The organism is Vallitalea guaymasensis, assembly GCF_018141425.1.
In the GTDB taxonomy this organism is placed as follows: domain Bacteria; phylum Bacillota; class Clostridia; order Lachnospirales; family Vallitaleaceae; genus Vallitalea; species Vallitalea guaymasensis.
In genome coordinates this window covers 1,275,791-1,300,559 of the sequence record NZ_CP058561.1, presented here as the reverse complement: position 1 = coordinate 1,300,559, position 24,769 = coordinate 1,275,791, and the positions used below count along the sequence as shown (strand labels likewise).

Below are 24,769 nucleotides of genomic sequence, written 5' to 3'. Positions count from 1 at the left end.
GAGGCAGATATAATGGAATCAAAGGATATATTGAATGCATTACAAACAGGTAAAATAAGTCTAGATGATGCAAAATCAGAATTAAAGAATCTATTAGAAACAAAAAAAGAACCAAATATAATCTCAACTGAAGAAAATATCAATACAAAAGAGCTTAATGTTGATATAGAAGACGATTGTACGAATGAGCAATCAATAATAGATTTGAATGAAATCTCTCCCGGTATTGTTCAATTGACAATGAAAGATTACCAGCATAAGAATACGTTCTCCAAAGAGCTGTCACTAGGGCTTATTGAAGCATTCAAAGAAATTGAAGAAAATCTTGATTATAAAGTTGTTATAATTACTGGTTATGAAAATTATTTTGCATCTGGAGGAACTCAAGATGCTTTATTAGATATATATAATGGTAAGGTAAAATATACGGATAATAATCTATACAAAATTGCATTAGACTGTAAAATTCCAGTTATCGCTGCTATGCAGGGACATGGAATCGGAGCTGGCTGGTGTTTAGGGATGTCTTGTGATTTTATTGTAATGAGCAGGGAAAGCTATTATTCTACTAATTTTATGAAATTCGGCTTTACACCTGGATTTGGTGCTACCCTATTTTTCCCAGAGAAAGTGGGAGTAAGTTTAGCTCAGGAAATACTATTTATGGGTAAAAGATATCAAGGCGCAGAACTTGAAAGAAGAGGAGTTCCGTTTCCGATTTTACCCTCTAAAGAAGTATTACCATATGCCATAGAAATGGCTAAAACCTTAGCTGAGTCACCTAGGGAGTCATTAGTACTTCTAAAATCAAATATGGTTGAACCACTTAAAAATAAACTTTCTGATGCTATAGAAAAAGAGATTAATATGCAGGATAGAACTTTTGTTAATCAGCCTGAAGTAAAAAAGAAAATAGATTCGGTTTTTGTGGAAATGAGTGATGCAGGTAATAAAGAACATAAAAAAACAGAAAAACAATATAAAACTGATATCATGAAAAATAAAAAGGTCAATAATGCATCAAGTTCAATTAATAATGGAAATAAAAACAATGATATCGCAGTCATTGGTATTTCGGGAAGATTTCCAAAAGCTTTGGACATTAATATATTTTGGGATAATATTAAAAATGGGAAAGATTGTATTTCTAGGATTCCATCTTCTCGCTGGAATGATGAAGCTAGAGAATTAGATGAGGATACATCCACCGATTTTTATTGTAAATATATGGGCGTTCTAGAGGATATTGATAAATTTGATCCTTTGTTTTTCAATATCTCACCAGTGGAAGCAGAGCTAATGGATCCTCAACAACGCTTGTTTTTAGAACAATGTTACAGCTGTATTGAAGATGCGGCGTTAAACCCTTCTTCCTTATGGGGAAGCAAATGTGGAGTTTTTGTAGGTTGTGGAGGCAGTGACTATGAGAAGGTGTTGAATGGCCAAGGATTAATGGGAACAGCGGCTTCCATCTTGAGTGCTAGGATTTCTTATTTATTGAACTTAAGAGGTCCTTCATTAGCTATTGATACTGCTTGCTCATCTTCTCTTGTGGCTATAACACAGGCTTGTGATAGTCTTATATTACATAATAGTGATTTGGCACTGGCAGGAGGAGTTTGTGTATTATCAGGACCATCAATGCATATTATGACTACAAAAGCAGGTATGTTGTCTCAAGATGGTAAGTGTTTCACCTTTGATGATAAAGCAAACGGTTTTGTTCCAGGTGAAGGAGTTGGCGTAGTTCTATTAAAAAGATTATCTGACGCAATCATAGATGAAGATATGATTTATGGTGTTATCAAGGGGTGGGGTACTAATCAAGATGGAAAGACAAACGGTATAACAGCTCCAAGTGTCAACTCACAAATTGATTTGGAGAAAGAAGTATATCAACGTTTTAACATTGAACCTGAAACAATATCCTTAGTGGAAGCTCATGGAACAGCAACAAAGATCGGTGATCCTATAGAAGTGGAAGCATTGACAGAATCCTTTAGAGCATTTACCAAAAAGAACAATTATTGTGCACTTGGTTCAGTAAAAAGCAATATAGGACACCTATTAGCTGCGGCTGGTGTCTCAAGTCTAATTAAAGTTTTACTTGCAATGAAACATAAAATGCTACCACCTACAATTAATTATAAATTACTAAACGAACATATTACAATAGATGACAGTCCTTTCTATATAAATGATACACTGAAAGAATGGAAAACTACGAAAGGTATGCCAAGAAGGGCTTGTGTAAGTTCATTTGGTTTCAGCGGAACCAACGCACATTTAGTCATTGAAGAGTATAAGCCAGAGGGTGGAACAATATCAATAGATACAGATAACAGTGAGCCTATTCTATTTGTTTTATCTGCTAAGACTAAGGAGCAATTGAAAGTATATGCAGAACATATCAAGGAATACATTGATACTCATGAAGAGACTTCAATAATGGATTTAGCATATACTTTGCAAGTGGGTAGAGAACCTATGGATTATCGAGTTGCTTTTGAAGCAGATTCAAGAGAAAATCTTCTTATGATTCTTGAAGAATTCTATACAGATAATAAATCAGATAAAGTATTTTTGTCACATGTAGAAAGAACAAAAGATAAAACAAAGGATAAAGATATAGAAGATAAACTTAAAAAATACTACCAAAACAGACAATTAAAGCAATTAGCATCTCTATGGGTAAAAGGTTTAGATATAGATTGGACTAAATTATATAGTAAAATACCTCAACGAATAAGTTTACCTACATATCCATTTGCAAGAGAATCCTATTGGATAACTAAACAAGATATGAAAGAGGATTCTAATATAACACTATGGGATAAGGTAATTCCTATACATCCGTTAATTCATAAAAATACCTCTAATTTGTATGAAATCAGATTTAGTTCAGTTTTTACTGGAGAGGAATTTTTCCTATCTGATCATAGAGTTAAGGGAGAAAAAGTTTTACCTGGAGTTGCATATTTGGAAATGGCTCGTCAAGCTGTTGAAATGGCGACAGAAATAAATACACGCAAGTATTTAAGTATTAAGCTAAAAGACATATATTGGATAGATCCTATTGTGATTAAGGAAGAGCCAAGAGAGGTATTTATTAATCTAGAACCTAAAAACCAGCATGAGATTGAATATAAGATATATACTGAAGATGAAAATATAGAGGATAGAATAGTCCACAGTCAAGGAACAGCAGTACTTGATAAGCTTTCTATGCCTTATTTGGATATTGAAAAGACTAAACAAATATGTAATGACAAGATAATAAAACAAAATGAGTGTTATGAAACCTTCAAGACCATTGGTGTGGATTATGGTATAGGATTTAAAGCTGTTGAGAAAATATTTTGTGGTGAGCAACAGGTATTAGCCAAACTATCATTACCTGCCTCCCTGCAAAAAACTATAGATGATTTTATTCTCCATCCTAGTATGATGGATTCAGCTTTACATGCATTGATTGGTTTGAGTATTAATTCCAATTTAATAAAGGATAGTGGTACAGGAATTAACCCATACTTGCCTTTTGCATTACAGCAGCTTGAGATATTTGGAAGGTGCAAGACTTCTATGTGGTCCTTGGTTCGTTATAGTGATTATGATAATTCTAATGACTCTGTTCAGAAGTTGGATATAGATTTATGTGATGATGAAGGAAATATCTGTGTATGCATAAAGGGCTTTACCACTAGAGAATTAACAGGTGAAGTAAAAAATGAGAACACAACTTCTCTCGATGATAATAAAAACAATAAAAGACCTGTTGGAGATATTATGCTTGTACCAGTATGGGATAAAGTTCTAGTAGAAGATAATCACATACAAGAAGTGAAGAATACTTTAATAATTGGTAAAGATACCAAACACTTCAACTTAGATGATGGCAACGAGGCAATCCAATTAGAAATTAATCAAGAGGATACTATTGATATAATTATAGATAAACTCAGCATAAATAATCATATAGACCATATTATATGGGTTGCTGATAATAATCCAGTTACATGTTTGGCATCAGATACATTGATAGAAGAACAAAATCAAGGAGTTATCCTTTTATTTAGATTCATAAAGGCTGTACTTAAGCTTGGATATGGTAATAAAGAATTACAATGGAGTATTATAACTTTTGATACTCAATATGTACATAGCAAAGAATCTATTAATCCTACACATGCAAGTATTCATGGATTAGTAGGTTCCATGGTGAAGGAGTACAGCAATTGGAAGATCAGACTTATAGACCTGGAGGGAAACAGTAATTGGTCAATAAGTGATATAAAGAATCTGCCAATTGAAGGCAAGGGACATCCATGGGTTCTTAGAAATGGTCAATGGTATAGACATCAGCTATTGCCATTAAACTGTCAAGCATCTAATGATACCATATATGAACAAGATGGAGTATATGTGGTGATTGGCGGTGCTGGTTATATTGGAGAGGTATGGAGTGAATATGTAATACGTAATTATAATGCCCATGTTATTTGGATTGGACGTAGAAAGATTAATGATAGCATTCAAGCTAAAATTGACAGAATTGCTGCTATTGGTAAGGCACCACAATATATTAGTGCTGATGCTGCCAGTTTAGAAGATATGAAGCAGGCATATAATAAAATAAAAGAAAGTCATTCACAGATAGATGGTGTAATTCATTCTGCTATCGTATTCAACGAAGAAAATATCAAGGATATGACAGAAGAGGGATTCAGGAATGGTCTAAGTGCTAAAATTGATGTAAGCATTCGTATAGCTCAGATATTCAATAAGGACAAATTGGATTTTGTATTATTTTTCTCCTCATTAATCTCATATATCAAAAATCCAAAACAAAGTCATTATGCTGCAGGTTGTACTTTTGAAGATGCATTTGCACATCAATTATCCAAGATATGGTCTTCTCCAGCTAAAGTAATCAATTGGGGATATTGGGGTGAACATGAAATGGATAATAGGTTCCTTCAACACATTCATAAAATAGGCTTGGATCTAATTGATTCTCAAGAGGGGATGAAAGCATTAGATATATTGCTTACTGGACCAATCAACCAGATAGGTATGATAAAAACAAATAAACCTATTGCAGTGGAAGGTATGAATACAGAAGAAGTGATTGATATATATAATAATAATTTCTCAGTGGATATGAATGCATTACAAAAAGATATCAAAGAAATTGAATTATGTATCAAACCAGATAATTATATCACCTGCGAAGAATTGAACCATAGAATTTGTAGAATACTACTAGGTCAATTACAATCTGTGGGATTATTTGAACATGATAGATTAGATAAAAATAAAGTCAACCGATTATGTATTAATAAATATAGCAGATGGCTTGAACAAAGTATGGAATTTCTACAGTCAGCTAACTTCATAAAAGATAGTGGAGAATATTATGAAGTCATTAATTCTGGCATGGCAGATATGGATAATATGTGGAATGAATGGGAAAAAGTAAAAATTCCATGGTTACAAGATAGAAGTATGAAAGCATGGATAACTTTACTTGAAACCACACTTAAAAAACTGCCAGAGATTATAACTGGAAAAGTACCTGCAACAGATATTATGTTCCCTGATTCATCCATGGAATTAGTAGAAAATATCTATAAAAATAATCAAGTAGCAGATTATTTCAATGAAGTACTCGCTGATGCAGTTGTTGAATACATAAAACAATATAATAAAAAATCATCAGATATAAGGATACTTGAGATTGGAGCAGGAACTGGAGGAACTAGTTCAATGGTCTTCAATAAAGTAAGATCATACAAAGAATATATCAAGGAATATTGCTATACGGATATCTCAAAATCCTTCCTATTATATGCTGAAAAAGAATATGGACCAGATAATCCATATATTACTTATAAGATATATGATTTGGAGAAATCTCCTGAACAGCAAAATATTGATCTTAACCATTACGATATAGTAATTGCAGCCAATGTATTACATGCAACCAAGGATATTGCTAAATCTCTTCGCAATATTAAAAAAATTCTAAGGAAAGATGGTTTATTGATACTTAATGAAATGGTAGGCAACAGTTTAACTGCACATCTTACATTTGGATTATTAGAGGGCTGGTGGCTCAATGAAGATACTGAAATAAGAATAAAAGGTTGTCCAGGACTGTACTCGGAAAATTGGCAGGATGTATTAGAAAAAGAAGGTTATGAATCAGTATTTTTCCCAGCAAAAAATAAAGTGGAGTTCGGTCAACAAATTATTGTTTCAAAGAGTAATGGTGTAGTTCGAAAAAAAGTATCAATAGATAGATGTATTGAATCAAAGAATACAGTTACTATAGAGTTACCTAAGAAAAATACGAATGACAGGTTAAATACAGACAATAATAATGATGAAAAATTAAGAGAAAAAAGCACAGAGTACATAAAACAGCTTATAGGAAAAACCCTGAAAATAGATATAAACAAACTAGATACCAATGATCAATTTGAAAAATATGGAATTGATTCCATTCTGGTTATTGAACTAACCAACTCGTTACGAAAAGTATTTGACAATATCAGCAGTACCATATTTTTTGAATATACAACCATAGATGCTATGGTAGAACATCTTATAATTACACAAAAAAATTCTCTTATAAAGCTAGTAGGTTTAGATAAAATTGAAAATAATAATAATCAAAAACAACATGAACAGAGCATTAATAATGATTCACTTAGAAAACCAAGAACATTCATTAAAACAAATGAATCAGTATCAACTAAAGAAAAAAATGGTTCAGAATATGAAGTTGAAGATATTGCAGTTATAGGAATTTCTGGTCGTTATCCAAAAGCATGTAATCTTAATGAGTTTTGGAATAACCTAAAAAAGGGTGAAAACTGTATTAGTGAGATTCCTAGTAATCGTTGGGACTGGAAAGATTATTATGATGAGAAAAAAGGCAAAAAGGGAATCATGTATACAAGATGGGCTGGATTTATGGAAGACATAGATAAATTCGATCCTCTATTTTTCAATATTTCTCCACGAGAAGCTGAAAGAATGGACCCTCAAGAACGTTTGTTTTTGGAAATAGCTTATGAGAGTATTGAAGATGCTGGATATACACCAGAAAACATTAGTACCAGCAGAAAAGTAGGTGTATTCGCAGGTGTCATGAACGGTTATTATCCTGGTGGACATTCCTTTTCTTCAATTGCTAACCGTGTTTCTTATATTTTTAATTTCCAAGGTCCTAGTATGGCATTAGATACTGCTTGTTCCTCTTCTTTAACAGCATTGCATCTAGCGTTGGAGAGTTTATACAGTGGCAGTATTGAATGTGCCATTACCGGAGGAGTTAACTTGATTATGCATCCAAATCATCTAATAAGACGCTCTGAAATGACTATGCTCTCAGAAGGTAACGAATGTAAAGTATTTGGTGTAGGTGCAGATGGCTTTGTAGATGGTGAAGGTGTAGGCGCTGTAATTCTAAAACCATTAAAGAAAGCAAAAAAAGATGGTGACCATATTTATGGAATTATAAAAGGAAGTATGATTAATACTGCTGGAAAGACCAATGGGTATACGGTTCCTAATCCATCTGTTCAATCACAATTAATTACTGAGGCATTGAAGAGAGCTAAGGTCAACGCAAGAGAAATAAGCTATTTGGAAGCTCATGGAACAGGAACCATATTAGGAGACCCTATTGAAGTTAAGGGAGCAACTAGTGCTTTTGAAAAAGATACCAAGGAGAGACAATTCTGTTCTATAGGTTCTGTTAAATCCAACATAGGTCATTGCGAAAGTGCTGCCGGTGTTGCTGGATTAACTAAGCTATTATTACAGTTGAAATATAAGCAATTAGTACCTTCAATACATTCAAAAGAATTAAACCCTAATATTGATTTTGACAATTCACCATTCTATGTTCAACAAGAACTTCAAGAATGGAAACGACCAATAATCAATATAGATGGAGTAGAGAAAGAATGTGCCAGAATAGCTGGTTTATCAGCTTTTGGAGCAGGAGGATCAAATGCACATATTGTATTAGAGGAATATATACCTAACAATGAGTCAGAAATATCTTATTCAATAATGAACCCAGTGATCATTCTATTATCTGCTAAGAATGAAGAAGGACTTTGTGGCAGAGTCAAGAGGTTATTAACAGCTGTTGAACAATCCAATTATACTGATAAGGATTTAATGAAGATATCATATACGTTGCAGACAGGACGTCAGGCAATGGACCAACGATTAGGTTTAATGGTTACATCAATACAGGAATTAAAAGAAAAATTAATGATGTTCCTAGATGATGAAGAATACATAGATGGTTTATATAGAGGACGAGCTAAATCAGATACAGAAATATTATCTGTTTTTGGTGATGAAGATATTCAAACTACTATTGATGCATGGATTAAAAAAGATAAATACCAGCAGCTAGTAAAATTATGGGTTAAAGGTCTGGATATTGATTGGAATAGACTATATGACGAAAATAAACCAAGTAGAATAAGTCTGCCTACATATCCATTCGCTAAAGAATCCTATTGGGTAAAAGAAACAAATTGTATTCCTATTAAGAATGATACTCATGAAAATTTATACAATACCAAAACAGAAGTTAAAGAATATCAAGAGGATTACCAACTGATGACCTTTGAAGAAGTTTGGAAGGAAGAGCCTATCAATCAATCTGAATCCAAAAATATTGATAAGGTAATTTGTTTTGTTTCAGGAGAGGAATACAAGAAAAATATTGTTGATACATTACATGAAAAAGATAATTCATCTAAAGTTATATTTATCTCCAAAGGAGACCAATATAGTAAAGTATCCTCAGATAATTATAGGATATCAGCTAACGACAATAATGATTATATAGAAGCCTTCAATGATATAAAAGATAATTATGGTGTGATTGATACTATATTGTATTTATGGGCACTTGAAGATTCAAGTTGTATTACTGACTATTCTCCAATAGTTTATATATTACAAGGAATCAATTATGTAGGATTAAGGATATCCAAGATACTATTAGCAGGTGAGTTCACAAACGAATTAGATAGATGTTACCTGGAATCTTGGGTCAGTTTTGAACGTTCCATGGGTCTTATCATGCCTGATACTAGAATATCTGCTATTATTAAAAAAACAGAAATAGAATCATCAAGAGTAAATATCAAGGATTGGATAAATAGATTATATGAAGAGTCATCAATTACAGAAATAAAAAGTGCATTATATATTGAAGATAAAAGATACATACATAAATTCCAGCAAATGACCTTGGAATCAAAGATGAGTGTATTAAAAGAAAATGGTACTTATCTTATAACTGGTGGTTGTGGAGGTCTTGGTTATATGTTTGCGAAACATATAGCAAAAAAACATCTTGTCAATCTTATTTTAGTTGGAAGATCACCAATGGATAATGAAAAAGAATCAATGCTTAAGCAATTAGAAGGGTTAGGCAGTAGAGTGGTATATATTCAAGGAGATATAAGTGACCAGATTCTTATGAAAAAGGAACTGGAATATGTAAAACAAGAATTTGGAGCAATCAATGGTGTTATTCATGCCGCAGGAATCATAGGTGACGAAAGTATCTTCGTAAAATCTATTGCAAAATTTAATGATATCGTGAAACCAAAAATATATGGAACAATGGTTTTAGATGAATTAATTGATAATGAAACACTTGATTTTATGTGTTATTTTTCTTCTTCTTCCGCTATACTAGGTGATTTTGGATCTTGTGATTACTCCATAGCTAATCGTTTCCAAATGGCATACGCACATCATAGAAATAGGAAATATAATAAGAAAAATACATATGTAATTAATTGGCCTTTATGGAAAGATGGAGGTATGGGCTTTGAGAGTGATGAAAATTCCAAATCATACCTGAAATTAAGCGGACAACGTTATCTAGAATCAAAAGAAGGAATACAAGCATTTGAATCTATAATTGCTCAAAATAAAACTCAACATATGATATTAGTTGGAAAACCTTCAAGGGTACTTAATTTCTTGAAAATAGATAATGATGAACAACATAATCAAAAGCCTAAATTGAATACTTTTTCTATTATAGAGAGACAGGAAGAAGTGGAAGAACCTAATATAAAAGAGTATCTTGAAAAAGATTTGAAGGGTTATATTGGAGAAGTATTAAAAATTCCACAAGACAGATTAGAAATAGACAAAGACCTTGCTGATTTTGGATTTGATTCTGTTAGTATGACGGAATTAGCAAGTTTATTAACTGAGCATTACGGATTGAACATTACGCCTTCACTGTTTTTTGAGTATTCCAACATAGAAAAATTAATAAATTATTTCCAAGTAGAACACAAAAGCCAGATTGAAGAATTTTATAAGAAAAACACTGTCAAGCCATCTATATTAACTGATGAAACCTATGGGGAAGAAACTGAAAAGTTGGAAACAGTAAATACTATAAATAATAAAATGGAAACTAGTTCCAATTTAGAACCTAATCCCAACTTAGAACCTATTGCTATTATAGGTATGAGTGGAAGATTTCCTAATGCAAGAACTGTAGATGAGATGTGGACAATTATTGAGAACGGTCAAGAAGTGATTAGTGAGATACCAAAAGATCGCTTTGATTGGACACAATATTATGGAAATCCAATAAAGGAAAAGGATAAAACTGATTGTAAATGGTGTGGAAGTATGCCTGGCATATGGGAATTTGACTCTGCTTTTTTTGAAATCACACCACAAGAAGCTAAAAAAATGGACCCAAGGCAAAGACTTCTGTTACAGGAATCATGGAAGGCTTTAGAAGATGCCGGATATGGTCATGAAAAATTAAACAGTAATAAAGTGGGGATGTATGTTGGAGTAGAAGAGGGAGATTATCATAAGCTTTCAGAAGAAATGAGCAATATTACTTCCAACCATAATGGTATTCTAGCAGCTCGTTTGTCATATTTCTTGGATTTTAATGGACCTAATATGGCAATTAATACTGCTTGTTCATCTGGATTAGTGGCACTTCATCAAGCTTGTATGAGTTTGCGTAACGGGGAATGTGATACTGCTATAGCTGCAGGAGCTAGTACGATTTTTACTCCTGACGGTTTTTTAGCCATGAGTAAAATAGGTATGATATCAAATACAGGTAAATGTTATGCTTTTGACAAGAGAGCTGACGGAATGGTACCAGGTGAAGCAGTAGCCGCTGTGGTAATTAAAAAACTATCAAAAGCCAAAGAGGATAACGACCCTATATATGCAGTCATCAAGGGTACAGGTATTAATTATGATGGTAAAACAAATGGTATAACTGCACCTAATGGGGCGGCACAATCAGAATTGATGAAATCAGTATACGAAAAATATAATATTAATCCAGATAATATAGGATACATAGTTACACATGGTACTGGAACAAGATTAGGTGATTCAGTTGAAATGAATTCCATGTGTAAAGCTTTTAAAAACTATACTGATAAAGAAGGATATTGTGCAATCACTTCAAATAAAACTAATTTTGGACATACTGGTGCTACATCAGGATTATTGAGTTTGATAAATCTAGTAGAGTCCATTAATCATGGTGTAATTCCAGCAAGTCTTAATTGCCAACAGGAAAATGACTATACAGATTGGAGCCATAATCCTTTTTATGTGAATAAGCATAATAAACCTTGGGATTTAATCAATGGCAGAAGAATAGGTGCAGTCAGTGCTTTTGGAATGAGCGGAACCAATGCACATGTAGTATTGGAAAATTATGAAGATGAAATAGTTAGTGTAAGTGAAAAAATGCCTTATCACTTACTGGTATTTTCAGCTAAGACAAGAGAAGCATTAGAGCAGAAAATAACAGATATGATTGAGATGTTTACGGTAAAAGACATAAGCAACAGTGATTTAAGTAATATCAGCTATACTTTATTAGTGGGACGTCAACATTTTAATCATCGCTGCGGGATTATTGTAAGAGATAATAATGAAGCTGTAACCCTGTTAAGGGATGTGTTAAACAATAGGACAAATCAAAATATTTTTGAGGGTACTACCTCAAGAAGATTCCAAGGGAAAAAAGAAGATTATAATTATGGAGAAAAACTATTAAAGGAAAGCTCAATACAAAAAGATAAAGAAAAATATTTAGAGACTCTTAGTTTATTAGCCGACTTATACTGCAAAGGATATAAATTAGATTGGAAGCTACTATTTGGAACTAATTCAAAGAGTATGCACCTTCCAACATATCCATTCATCAGAAAAACATATAAAATATCTGAGAACATCAATAAGAATGATATTTACGAACCAAAAAATAATAAGATTATGGGAGAGCAGTTGAAGATGAAGCAAGAAATAACTGGTAAACCTAAAAATGTAGCCTTAAATTCTGTAGTTACTACAAAATACATACCTGTAGAAACAGATAATAAAAATGAATATGTATCAGGTAAAACGTTGCAGAAAGAACTAGTGACAAGCCTATCCAAGTTATTACAAGTTGATGCTTCGGATATTGATGCAGATGCAAAGTTCATTGATATGGGTGTTGATTCGATAAGTGGTGTAGAATGGATTAATATATTAAATAATAACTACCAAACAACGATCACAGCCACAAAGATATATGATTATCCTACTATCAAAGAATTCTCTTCATATTTGGAACAAGAATTAAATATCAATATCAGTCCTAGTAAAGAGGATTCTCATGAAAAACAGCATGTAGCTTTGAAATCCCTAAGTCAGTTTACTAGTAAAGATAATAATACTAAAAATAATAACACTAAAAATAATAATACTAAAAATAATAATACTAAAAACAGTCCAAATATAGATTCTAGTATTAAAAATATAAGTTTAGATAGTACTACAAAAGCGGTAGTCAATCTTAATCCAATAAAAACCAACAATACTGCATCGCTACAAAAAGAATTAGTAATCAGTTTGTCTGAGCTTCTTCAAGTGGATGCTTCTGATATTGATGTAGATACTAAGTTTATTGATATGGGTGTTGACTCAATAAGTGGTGTAGAATGGATTAAAGGATTGAATGAAAAATATCAAACATTGATTTCTGCCACTAAAATATATGATTATCCTACTATAAATGAATTTGCTGATTTCTTAGGCAGCAAGATAAATTCATTGGAACTACCAGTTATCAAGTCAATAGCAGAGGTAATAGAAGATAAAAATATAATTAGTAACCATGACATAGACAATGATATATCTGAGAATGTAATTGACATAAGTGAGATTGAACCAGGTATTGTTCTAATTAAAATGCAGGACCATGTAAATAAAAATACTTTTACAGAAGATTTGGTTAATGGACTAACAAAGGCATTTGAAGAGATACAATCCAACACTAATAATAAAGTTGTTATTGTTACTGGATATGACACATATTTCGCTTGTGGAGGAACCAGAGAGTCATTAATGGCTATACTAGATGGAAAAGTAAAATATACAGATACCAAGTTATATAGATTGGCGTTGGACTGTGATATCCCAGTTATAGCTGCTATGCAAGGACATGGTATTGGCGCTGGCTGGTGTTTTGGAATGTCATGTGATTTTGTTGTAATGAGCAGAGAAAGTTATTATACAACTAATTTCATGAAATTCGGTTTTACTCCAGGCTTTGGTTCCACAGTAATTTTCCCTGAAAAATTAGGAGGAAGTCTAGCTAGTGAAATCTTATTTACAGGAAAAAGATATCAGGGAATAGAATTAGAATCAAGAGGTGTTCCTTTTAAAATATTGGATTCCAAACAGGTATTACCTCATGCAATTGAATTAGCCAAATCATTGGCAGAATCTCCTAGGGAATCTCTCGTATTATTGAAATCAAATATGATAAGATCAATAAAAGACAAACTTGCAGCGGCTATAGAAGATGAAGTGATGATGCATGATAAAACCTTTGTCAATAAGCCTGAAGTAAAAGAAAGAATACAATCATCATATCAACCTTCAACGGAGAGAAATCATGGAATAAAAAAAGAGAAAGACGGAGCAAAATCCAATATTAACATATCAAAAGATGATAAACAGGGTATGAGAAAGGAAATACAAAGAGAAGATATTGCAATCATTGGTATGGCAGGTCGCTTTCCAGAGGCAGATAATCTATATGAGTTTTGGGATAATCTAGCTAACGGTAAAGATTGTATCTCAGAAATTACAGACTCACGTTGGTCCTTGGAAAAATATTATGACGAAGACCCACAAGTACCTGGTAAAACATATTGCAAGCATATGGGGTTACTAAAAGACATAGACAAATTCGATCCTTTATTCTTTAATATTTCACCAACTGAAGCAGAATACATGGATCCACAACAGAGATTATTCCTAGAAAACTGCTGGAACTGTATAGAAGATGCAGGTATTCATCCTAAGTCTTTATCTGGTCAGTGTTGTGGTGTATTTGTTGGTTGTGGCAACAATGATTATTCAAAATTATTTGAAGAGAAAGAGTTAAATGCTCAAGGACTTACTGGTGTTTCATCTTCATTTTTAAGTGCTAGAATATCCTATTTATTGAATTTGAAAGGTCCATGCTTAGCTCTTGATACTGCGTGTTCATCCTCTTTAGTAGCTATAGCACAAGCTTGTGACAGCCTTGTACTAGAAACAAGTGATATAGCTTTAGCAGGTGGAGTATATGTTATGACAGGACCGTCAATGCATATAATGACAAGTAAAGCAGGTGTATTATCCAAGGGTGGTAAATGTTTTGCATTTGATAATCGTGCAGATGGCTTTGTTCCTGGAGAGGGTACAGGAGTCATTTTATTAAAACGCTTATCAGATGCTGTTCGTGACAAAGATAATATCTATGGAGTAATTCGTGGATGGGGTATAAATCAGGATGGTAAAACAAATGGGATAACTGCTCCAAGTGTTAAGTCTCAGATTAATCTAGAAAAGGAAGTATATAATAGATTTAACATCAATCCAGAAACAATTTCTTATGTTGAAGCCCATGGTACAGGAACTAAACTTGGTGACCCAATTGAGGTAGAAGCATTAAAAGAGTCATTTGGTTCATTTACATCCAAGAAAAATTATTGTGCTATTGGATCAGTAAAAAATAATATAGGTCATCTATTGGCAGGAGCAGGTGTAGCAGGTGTCATTAAGATTTTACTTTCATTGAAACATAGAATGTTGCCACCAATGATAAATTATGAAACCATCAATGAACATATTAACTTGGAGGAAAGTCCATTCTATATTAACAATAAACTAAAATCTTGGGAAACTAACTTGGACAACCCACGCCGTGCATGTATAAGTTCCTTTGGACTTAGTGGAACTAATGCTCATATGGTTATTGATGAGTATATACCAGCAGATGATGATTTACAGAAAAATAAGGATAATCATAATGAAGATACTATGAAAGCTTTCCTTTTATCAGCTAAAAATGAAGAACAGTTGAATGAGTATGCAAAGTCCATGAAAACATTTATTGAATCTAACCAAGATGTGGATTTAAGGGATATGGCGTATACCTTGCAGATTGGTAGGGAAGCAATGGAATATCGTTTAATCATAACAGCGGATTCTAAAGAGGCTCTAATGGATGGTCTGGAAAATTATACTGGAAATAATTATTCTACCAACATTTTAATGGGTCATGTAAAAAGAAATAGTCATGATATTATACTTTTTGAAGAAGATAATGATGCAAAAGAATTACTAAATACATGGATTAAGGGAAGAAACTTAAAGAAATTATCAGAACTATGGATAAAAGGTGTAGATATTGATTGGAACAGGATATATGATAGCTCAAAGCCATCAAGAATAAGTTTGCCAGTATATCCATTCGCAAAGGAAAGTTATTGGGTTCCTGATACAAAAGGAGATACTGATTCTAATACAACAAGCAATACTCTAATGCTTGAACCAGTATGGAAACAGAAACTAATCAACTATGATGAAATACATGCCAGTTACCAACAGCATATTGTAATGGCTTGTGAAATAGATTACTTACCAGTAGGATGTATTCCTTTGAAATCAACTCAAGATAGTATTGATAAACGTTATATAGACTATGGTTTGCAGGTTTTTGAAAGAATCAAGGATATACTTTCCACTAAGTCAAATGATCGTGTGTTAATTCAAATATTAGTTCCTAATCATAATAAACAGCATATTTTTAGTGGATTATCTGGATTATTAAAAACAGTTTCCTTAGAAAACTCAAAAGTGACAGGTCAAATAATTGAACTATCCAAATGGGATGATACATCGGCTATTTCTAGTATAATACAAGAAAACAGTATACATCCTAATGATAAACATATTAAGTATGATAATGATAAGAGATATGTTAAGACATGGAAAGAAATAGATATAGCAGATAGAAATGCCAGTATTCAATGGAAAGATAATGGTACATATCTGATAACTGGAGGAGCAGGAGGATTAGGAATATTATTTACCGAAGAAATTGCCAAAAAGGTAAAAGAGCCTGTAATTATTTTAACTGGAAGATCACTACTATCTATGAAGAAGCAAAACAGGATCAAAGAAATTGAAAAACAGGGAGCTACTGTTATCTATCAACAAGTGGATATCTCAAGTAAAGGACAAGTAAATAATTTCATTAGAGAAATTGAGGACAATTATGGAAATATAGATGGTATCTTACATAGTGCAGGCATCATAAAAGATAATTTCATCATCAAAAAACAAAGAGAAGAAATACTACAAGTACTTGCACCAAAAGTGACAGGACTGGTTAATCTTGATAAGGCAACTATGAGTATGCCAATGGACTTCTTTGTACTATTTTCATCAGGTGCTGGAGCAGAGGGGAATATTGGACAAGCTGACTATTCAATGGCTAATGCTTTTATGGATGCATATTCCAAGTATCGTAATAGTCTTGTTACCACAGGAAAGAGGTTCGGCAAGACTCTTTCCATTAACTGGCCATTGTGGAAAGATGGAGGAATGCATGTAGATGAAGATACAGAACAATTATTGAAAGAAAATACTGGAATGACAGCTATGAAAACTGAATCTGGTATAAATGCATTTTATAAGGGATTGGAAATAGGTAAAGATCAAGTTATGGTTTTTGAAGGGGATAAATCAAAGTTAGAAAGACACTTGAAAAAAACATTACTTGCAGAGGGTACATTCACTCCTGTTACACAAGATAATACATTAATTGATACAAAAAGGCTTGCAGAAAAGACACTGTACAAGCTGAAATCCTTGTTAGGAGAGATTACTAAAATAGGTATCAACAAGATTCATGGAGACGTATATCTTGAGAAATATGGTATAAATTCAATAATGATTACTCAGTTGAATCATAAATTGGATAAAGTATTCAATGATATATCAAAGACTCTATTCTATGAATACCAGACCTTGGATGAAGTCAATAAATACCTTGTAGAAAACTATTCCAAAGAGTGCCTTTCATGGATAAGTGATGAAGTTCTTCATGAAGAATCAACTCCATCAATTGATTATGGTAATACTACTGATGGCGATGATAGTGGTGATATAAAAGATATTACTGTAGCTAATACTTCTAGTAATTATGTTGCTAATAGAGAACCCATAGCTATTATTGGTATGACTGGACGCTATCCAAAGGCAGATAACTTGGATGAGTATTGGAATAACCTAAAAGAAGGTAAAGATTGTATTAGTGAAATACCAAAAGAACGTTGGGATATGGAAGGATTCTATATACCTGATAAGGAAGAGGCTGTAAGAAAGGGTAGGAGCTACTGTAAGACTGGAGGATTCATCAATGGTTTTGCTGATTTTGATCCTCTATTTTTCAATATTTCTCCAAGAGAAGCGGTTAATATAGACCCTCAGGAAAGACTATTCATTAAATCATGCTGGGAATTATTCGAGGATGCAGGATATACTAGAGAACAGCTTTCTCAGAAATTCAATAATAACATAGGGGTATTTGTAGGAATTACCAAAACAGGTTATGGATTTTATGCACCAAAATTATGGGAACAAGAAAAGAAAGTATATCCCCACACATCCTTTAGTTCAGTAGCAAACAGGATTTCATATCTCATGAATTTGCATGGACCTAGTATGCCTATTGATACAATGTGTTCTTCTTCTTTAACAGCTATTCATGAAGCTTGTGAACATTTGTATCGCAATGAATGTGAGATGGCGATTGCAGGAGGGGTCAATCTATATCTACATCCTTTGAGCTACATTGAATTATGTGGTAAAAAAATGCTTTCTGTAGACGGTTGCTGTAAGAGTTTTGGTAAGGATAGCAATGGTTTCGTACCTGGAGAGGGAATTGGAAGTATCTTATTGAAGCCTTTATCCAAAGCCATAGCTGATGATGACCATATATATGCTGTTATAAGGGCTACTTCTATTAATCATGGTGGAAAAACCAATGGTTATACAGTACCTAATCCAATAGCTCAAGGAGAACTAATTAGAAAAACATTAGATAAAGCTGGTGTTGATGCTAGAACAGTAAGTTATATAGAAGCTCACGGAACAGGAACAGAACTTGGTGACCCTATTGAGATTACAGGACTCAATCAAGCATTTGGAGGATATACTAAGGATACTCATTTTTGTTCAATTGGTTCAGTAAAATCCAATATTGGACACTTAGAAGCTGCAGCAGGAGTAGCAGGTGTTACTAAAATAGTACAGCAGATGAATAATAAACAGATTGCGCCAAGCCTTCATTCACAAGAATTGAACCCAAATATTAACTTTATCAAAACACCTTTTGTAGTACAGCAAAAATTGGGTTATTGGAAAAGACCTACTATCAATATAGATAATGAGGAATGTGAATATCCAAGAATAGCAGGGCTTTCTTCTTTTGGAGCAGGAGGAGCCAATGCTCATATAATCATTGAAGAATATAGTGTAGATAAAAAAGAACAAATAGTTTCCGATAAGCCAAAAGTTATTGTGCTATCAGCTAAGAAGAAGACAGTTCTTAATAATATAGTTAATAACTTATTGACTTACATAGAACAAAAAGGATTATCAGACTACAATCTTGATGATATATCATATACACTTCAAGTAGGTAGAGAAGCAATGGAATACCGTTTAGGATTAATTGTAGATTCTATGGCTGAACTGAAGATGAAACTACAAGAATTCCTAGATGGACAGGATAATATTGAGAACTTATATACAGATAGAGCACAATATCATAAAAATTCTGGATTAACAGCTGATGAGAATATTTCTAAGACTGTTGATGATTATATAAGCAGGGGTGAATATGATAAAGTATTAGAACTTTGGATTGAAGGATCAAAAGTTGATTGGGACAAGATGTACGATAGTATTAAGCCACATAGAATAAGCCTACCAACATACCCATTCATCAAAGAAAAATATTGGGTACCAGAGGAAGATAACTGTGAAGTTCAACCAATAAAAGAAATCAATCAAGATAGGAAAACAAAACTACATCCACTATTACATGAAAACACCTCCGATTTCTGGGAGCAAAGGTTCAGTTCAACATTCACAGGACAAGAATTCTTCCTGAACCATCATAGGGTGGGAGATAGTAAGATACTTCCTGGTGTGGCTTATCTTGAAATGGTAAGAGCAGCTGTAAGTCAGGCAGCAAATGTAACAGATGAGTTGATAAAAATTAAAAATGTGGTCTGGATACAACCTGTCATAGTTGATGATGACCCAGTAAACATAAATATACGATTATATCCAAAAGATGATGGAGAAATATCTTATGAGATTTACAGCCTGTCATCGGGTGATAATGCAGGTGATGACAGCTCAGAGCTGATTCATTCACAAGGAACCGTTGCTATAGATATTGACGAAGAAAGCAGAAACATTAATATACGAAGATTACAGGATACATGTGACAAGGCTATCCTCTCATCTAATCAATGCTACGAAACCTTCAGCTTAGCAGGTATGAATTATAAAGAAGGACATAAGGGAATTGATAAGGTTTATGTAGGTAATAATGAAGTGCTCGCTAAGCTTGTATTACCATCAGTGATACAAAACACATGTGATCAGTATATACTTCATCCTTGCATGATGGATTCCGCCCTCCAAGCATCAATCGGTCTGATGTTTGAAGACAACGAGAAAAAGCTTACACTACCATTTACACTGGAAGAAGTGAAGATTCATCATTCATGTACAAAATACATGTGGGCATATCTAAGAGGCAGTGAAAAGAGCAACCTAGAGGATTCAGTGAAAAAAATAGATATAGATTTATGTGATGAAAACGGTAAGGTCTGTGTAAGTATGAAAGGCTATACCTACAGAACAATAAAAGAAGAAAAAGGAAATATAATAGAAACAGAAAATAAAGTTGAAACATTGATGTTTCAGCCAATCTGGGAGGAAGCAGAATGTGGCAGTCAAGAAGAAATAGTCTCCTATGACAATCATATTGTAATACTCTGCGGATTTGACGAAATATCAACAAACAGCGTGGAAAACAAGATAGAAGGAGTAAAATGCATAAATCTTGAATTACAAGAATCAATAGAAGAAATAGAAGGAATAGAAGGAAGTAAAGCTAGTCAAGGAACGCATATAGAAAATATACCTATACAAGAATCATATACAAAGTGTATGCTTAGTGCATTTAATATCATTAAAAGAACAATAAGCAATCAGACAAAAGAGCATCAAGACAATAAGAAACAAAATAATAAACAAAATACACTCATTCAGATTATAACCAAGAATAATAGACAAAAAAAATTGTTTGCAGGTCTATCAGGATTATTGAAAACAGCAGAAATAGAAAGTACAAGACTTACAGGACAGATGATTCAAATAGAAACAGATGATGAAGAAGACATAATAAACATAATAAAAGAAAACAGCAAGTATCCTGAAAATAATCAGATATCATACCCAAATGGAAAACGTTACGTAAAAAGATGGGAAGAACTATCAGAAGTAGAATATAGCCAGGATACATACTTGAAACAAGACGGAGTATACCTGATAACAGGAGGAGCAGGAGGACTAGGACTACTATTTGCAGAAGACATCATAAAAAAAGCAAAAGGAAGCAAGATAATACTTGCAGGAAGATCACCGTTAAACAATGAAAAAAAAGCTAGATTAGAAAAAACAAGAAAAACAATCAAAACAAGCAATATACAATATAAACAAGTAGATGTAACAGACAAAGATATGGTGGATAAGCTCATAAAAGAAATCAAGGAAGAGTATGGCAGGCTTGATGGAATTATCCATAGCGCAGGAATAATCAAAGACAACTATATCATTAAGAAGACAGAAGAAGAAATAAAACAAGTAATGCAGCCAAAAGTAACAGGATTAATAAATCTTGATTTACTGACAAAAGACATACCTCTTGACTTCTTCATCCTATTCTCATCAATATCAGGAGTAGTAGGAAACCTAGGACAAGCAGATTACGCAGCAGCCAATGCCTACATGGATGCATATGCAGCATATAGAAATCAGTTGGTAGAAGAAGGATACAGAAAAGGACATACCCTAGCTATCAATTGGCCTATGTGGAAAAATGGAGGCATGAAGATTGATGAAGAAACAGAAAAGATGATGGAGAAGAACATGGGAATGACAGCTATGGAAAACAGAACAGGCATAGAAGCATTCTACAAAGGATTAGCATTAGATAAAGACCAAGTAATGGTAATCGAAGGAAACAGTGAAAAAATAAGACAGAAGATAAATACACTTATAAATTCTTCTTTAACTAAAACTAAAACAGCAGTATCTTCAATAGATAAAATGTCAAATGCAATTGAAGAAACTGTTAATGAGATACAGGACATAGAATATATAGAAGAGATAGATAATACCAATATAGAAATTGAAACTATTGCTAATAAAATAAAAACAACATTGAACCAAATGGTATCAAAGCTACTCCAAGTCAAAATGCAAGACATAGATGCAGATACAAAACTCAATGAATATGGTTTTGACTCAATAACTTTCACTGAATTTGCAAACAAGCTTAATCAAAAATACAACCTAGAGTTAACACCTACCATATTCTTTGAATATTCTACTATACATGAACTTACAGAATATCTAGTTACGGATTATAGAAATTTACTTATAGAACAATTAGGAGAAACGGCAACAACAAAAGGGATAAGAAAAAATCAAGAAAAATTAGTGGTAAAACAAGAATTAAATATTAATAATAATAAGCGTTTTATTCAAAAAAAGAAACAGGTATTATCAGCTGAAGATAAAAAACAAATGCCGCAAGAAGTAAAAAAACAAGTAGAAGTATCAAAAGAAATAAAAAAAGAAGAAAAAGAAGAAATAGCAGTTGTAGGAATAAGCGGTACTTTCCCAATGGCAAGGGATTTAGAAGAATTCTGGGATAACCTTGAAAGTGAAAAAGACTGTATTGCAGAAATACCAAAAGAACGCTGGGACTGGAAAGCTTATTATGGTGACCCTAAGAAAGAAAAGAATAAGACCAACATAAAATGGGGTGGATTCATAGATGAAATAGATGAATTTGACCCAATGTTCTTCTCCATATCACCAAAAGAAGCAATGCTCATGGACCCACAACAAAGACTATTGATGATGTATGTCTGGAAGGTAATAGAAGATGCAGGATACTCTGCCATGAAACTATCAGGAACAAAAACAGGTATATTCGTAGGAACAGGCTCAACAGGATACAACCAGATAATATCAAAAGCAGATGTGCCAATAGAAGGTTATACGTCAACAGGAACAGTACCATCAATAGGACCTAACCGAATGAGTTACTATCTTGATATACATGGACCAAGTGAGCCAATAGAAACAGCATGTTCAAGCTCATTAGTAGCAATACATAGAGCTGTTATGGCAATACAAAATGGCAGCTGTGACATGGCAATAGCAGGCGGAGTTAATACAATGATAACTCCTGATGCACATATAGGGTTCAGCAAAGCAGGAATGCTAAGTGAAGATGGAAGATGCAAGACCTTCTCAGACAAAGCAGATGGTTATGCTAGAGGCGAAGGAGCAGGCATGATAATGCTGAAAAGGCTAAAAGATGCAGAAGAAGCAGGGGACCATATCTATGGAATAATAAAAGGAACAGCAGAAAACCATGGAGGACGAGCAAACTCCTTAACTGCACCAAATCCAAAAGCCCAAGCAGAACTAATAAAGACAGCTTATGAAAAAGCCGGAATAAACCCTAGAACAGTCACATACATAGAGGCGCATGGAACAGGAACGGAACTAGGAGATCCAATAGAGATAAATGGATTGAAAGCAGCATTTAAGGAAATGTATGAAGCATCAAAAAATAATCAGATAGAAGATAGCAGATGTGGAATAGGGTCAGTAAAAACCAACATAGGACACTTGGAACTTGCAGCAGGAATAGCAGGAGTCATAAAAGTATTACTCCAAATGAAACATAAGACACTAGTAAAAAGCTTACACTGTGAAACTATAAATCCGTACATAAAACTTGAAGGAAGTCCATTCTATATAGTAAACAAAGCAGAGGAATGGAAAACACTAAAAGATGAAAACGGCGTGGAAATACCAAGACGAGCAGGAATCAGTTCATTTGGATTTGGAGGAGTAAATGCCCATGTGCTAATAGAAGAATACAAGCCAAAACAAAAAGAAAAGATACAAAAAAACATAGAAATACAAGAAATGATAATACTATCAGCCAAAACAAAAGAACAATTAAAAGAAAGGGCAAAACAGCTACTCCATACAATAAAGTCAGGACAAATGACGGAAGATGACCTACAAAAGATAGCCTATACCCTTCAAGTAGGAAGAGAACCAATGGAGGAAAGACTAGGAGTCATAGTTAAAACATTAGATGAACTAAAAGCGAGACTAAATGATTATATTGAAGGAAGAGAATCAGAATCTGAATTTTTCACAGGAGAGAGTAAACGAAACAAGGAAACATTAGCTATACTAGCTAATAATGAAGAAATTCAGGAAGCTGTAGAAAAATGGATTAAAAAGAAGAAGTACAAAGTGCTCATAGATCTATGGACAAAAGGATTATATGTGGATTGGGATGTATTGTATAAAGATTATAGACCACAAAAAATAAGTTTACCAGTGTATCCTTTTGCCAAGAAGCGTTATTGGGTAACTAAGTTGAATCAAAAGAAAGATAGTCATGAAGAAATAAGAACAGAAAATAATAATATAAACATTATTAAAAAGCCAAAACAAATTTGCTTATCATCGTTGTCAGATACAAATGCATTACAAAGTAATACACCTAAAAAAGAAGTGAGCAAGATATCTTTAATTGATAATCATGAATCTATAACTAGAATTAATGAAAAAATTAAAGAAGAAAAAATTAAAGAAACAAATGAAGAAACAATTGAAACACAAATCAACAAAGATTCACTTATAAAAGAATTAAAGGTCACTCTTTCAGAGGTTTTGTGTATGAAATATGATGATATTGATACAGACGAGAGATTCATAGATATAGGAGTAGATTCAATCATTGGAATAGAATGGATGCAAAAAATCAACAAAAAATATAATACAGAAATAGCTGCAACAAAAATATATGATTATCCAACAATAAATAAATTTGCAGATTTTCTAAAAAAGAAGATTTCTAAGCTTACAGATAATATGACTTTACATGAGTTAGTCAAAAAAGTAAAACAGGGAACAATTGATGTTGATGAAGCTGAAGGACTATTTTATGATTCCACTAACAATCAAGAATGAAAGGAAAATTATC

1 protein-coding gene is annotated in these 24,769 nt (G+C 33.1%); it reads left to right on the top strand.

The annotated features are described in order from the left end of the window. Nucleotides 1-12 precede the first annotated feature (12 nt). Nucleotides 13-24,756 (top strand): SDR family NAD(P)-dependent oxidoreductase, encoded by a 24,744-nt coding sequence (locus HYG85_RS24340; RefSeq protein WP_244971284.1) that lies wholly within the window; start codon nucleotides 13-15, stop codon nucleotides 24,754-24,756. The last annotated feature ends 13 nt before the right edge of the window (nucleotides 24,757-24,769 follow it).

Coding starts and splice junctions, on each gene's coding strand:
- HYG85_RS24340 (WP_244971284.1), top strand. CDS start 13: ATGGAATCAAAGGATATATTGAATGCATTACAAACAGGTAAAATAAGT.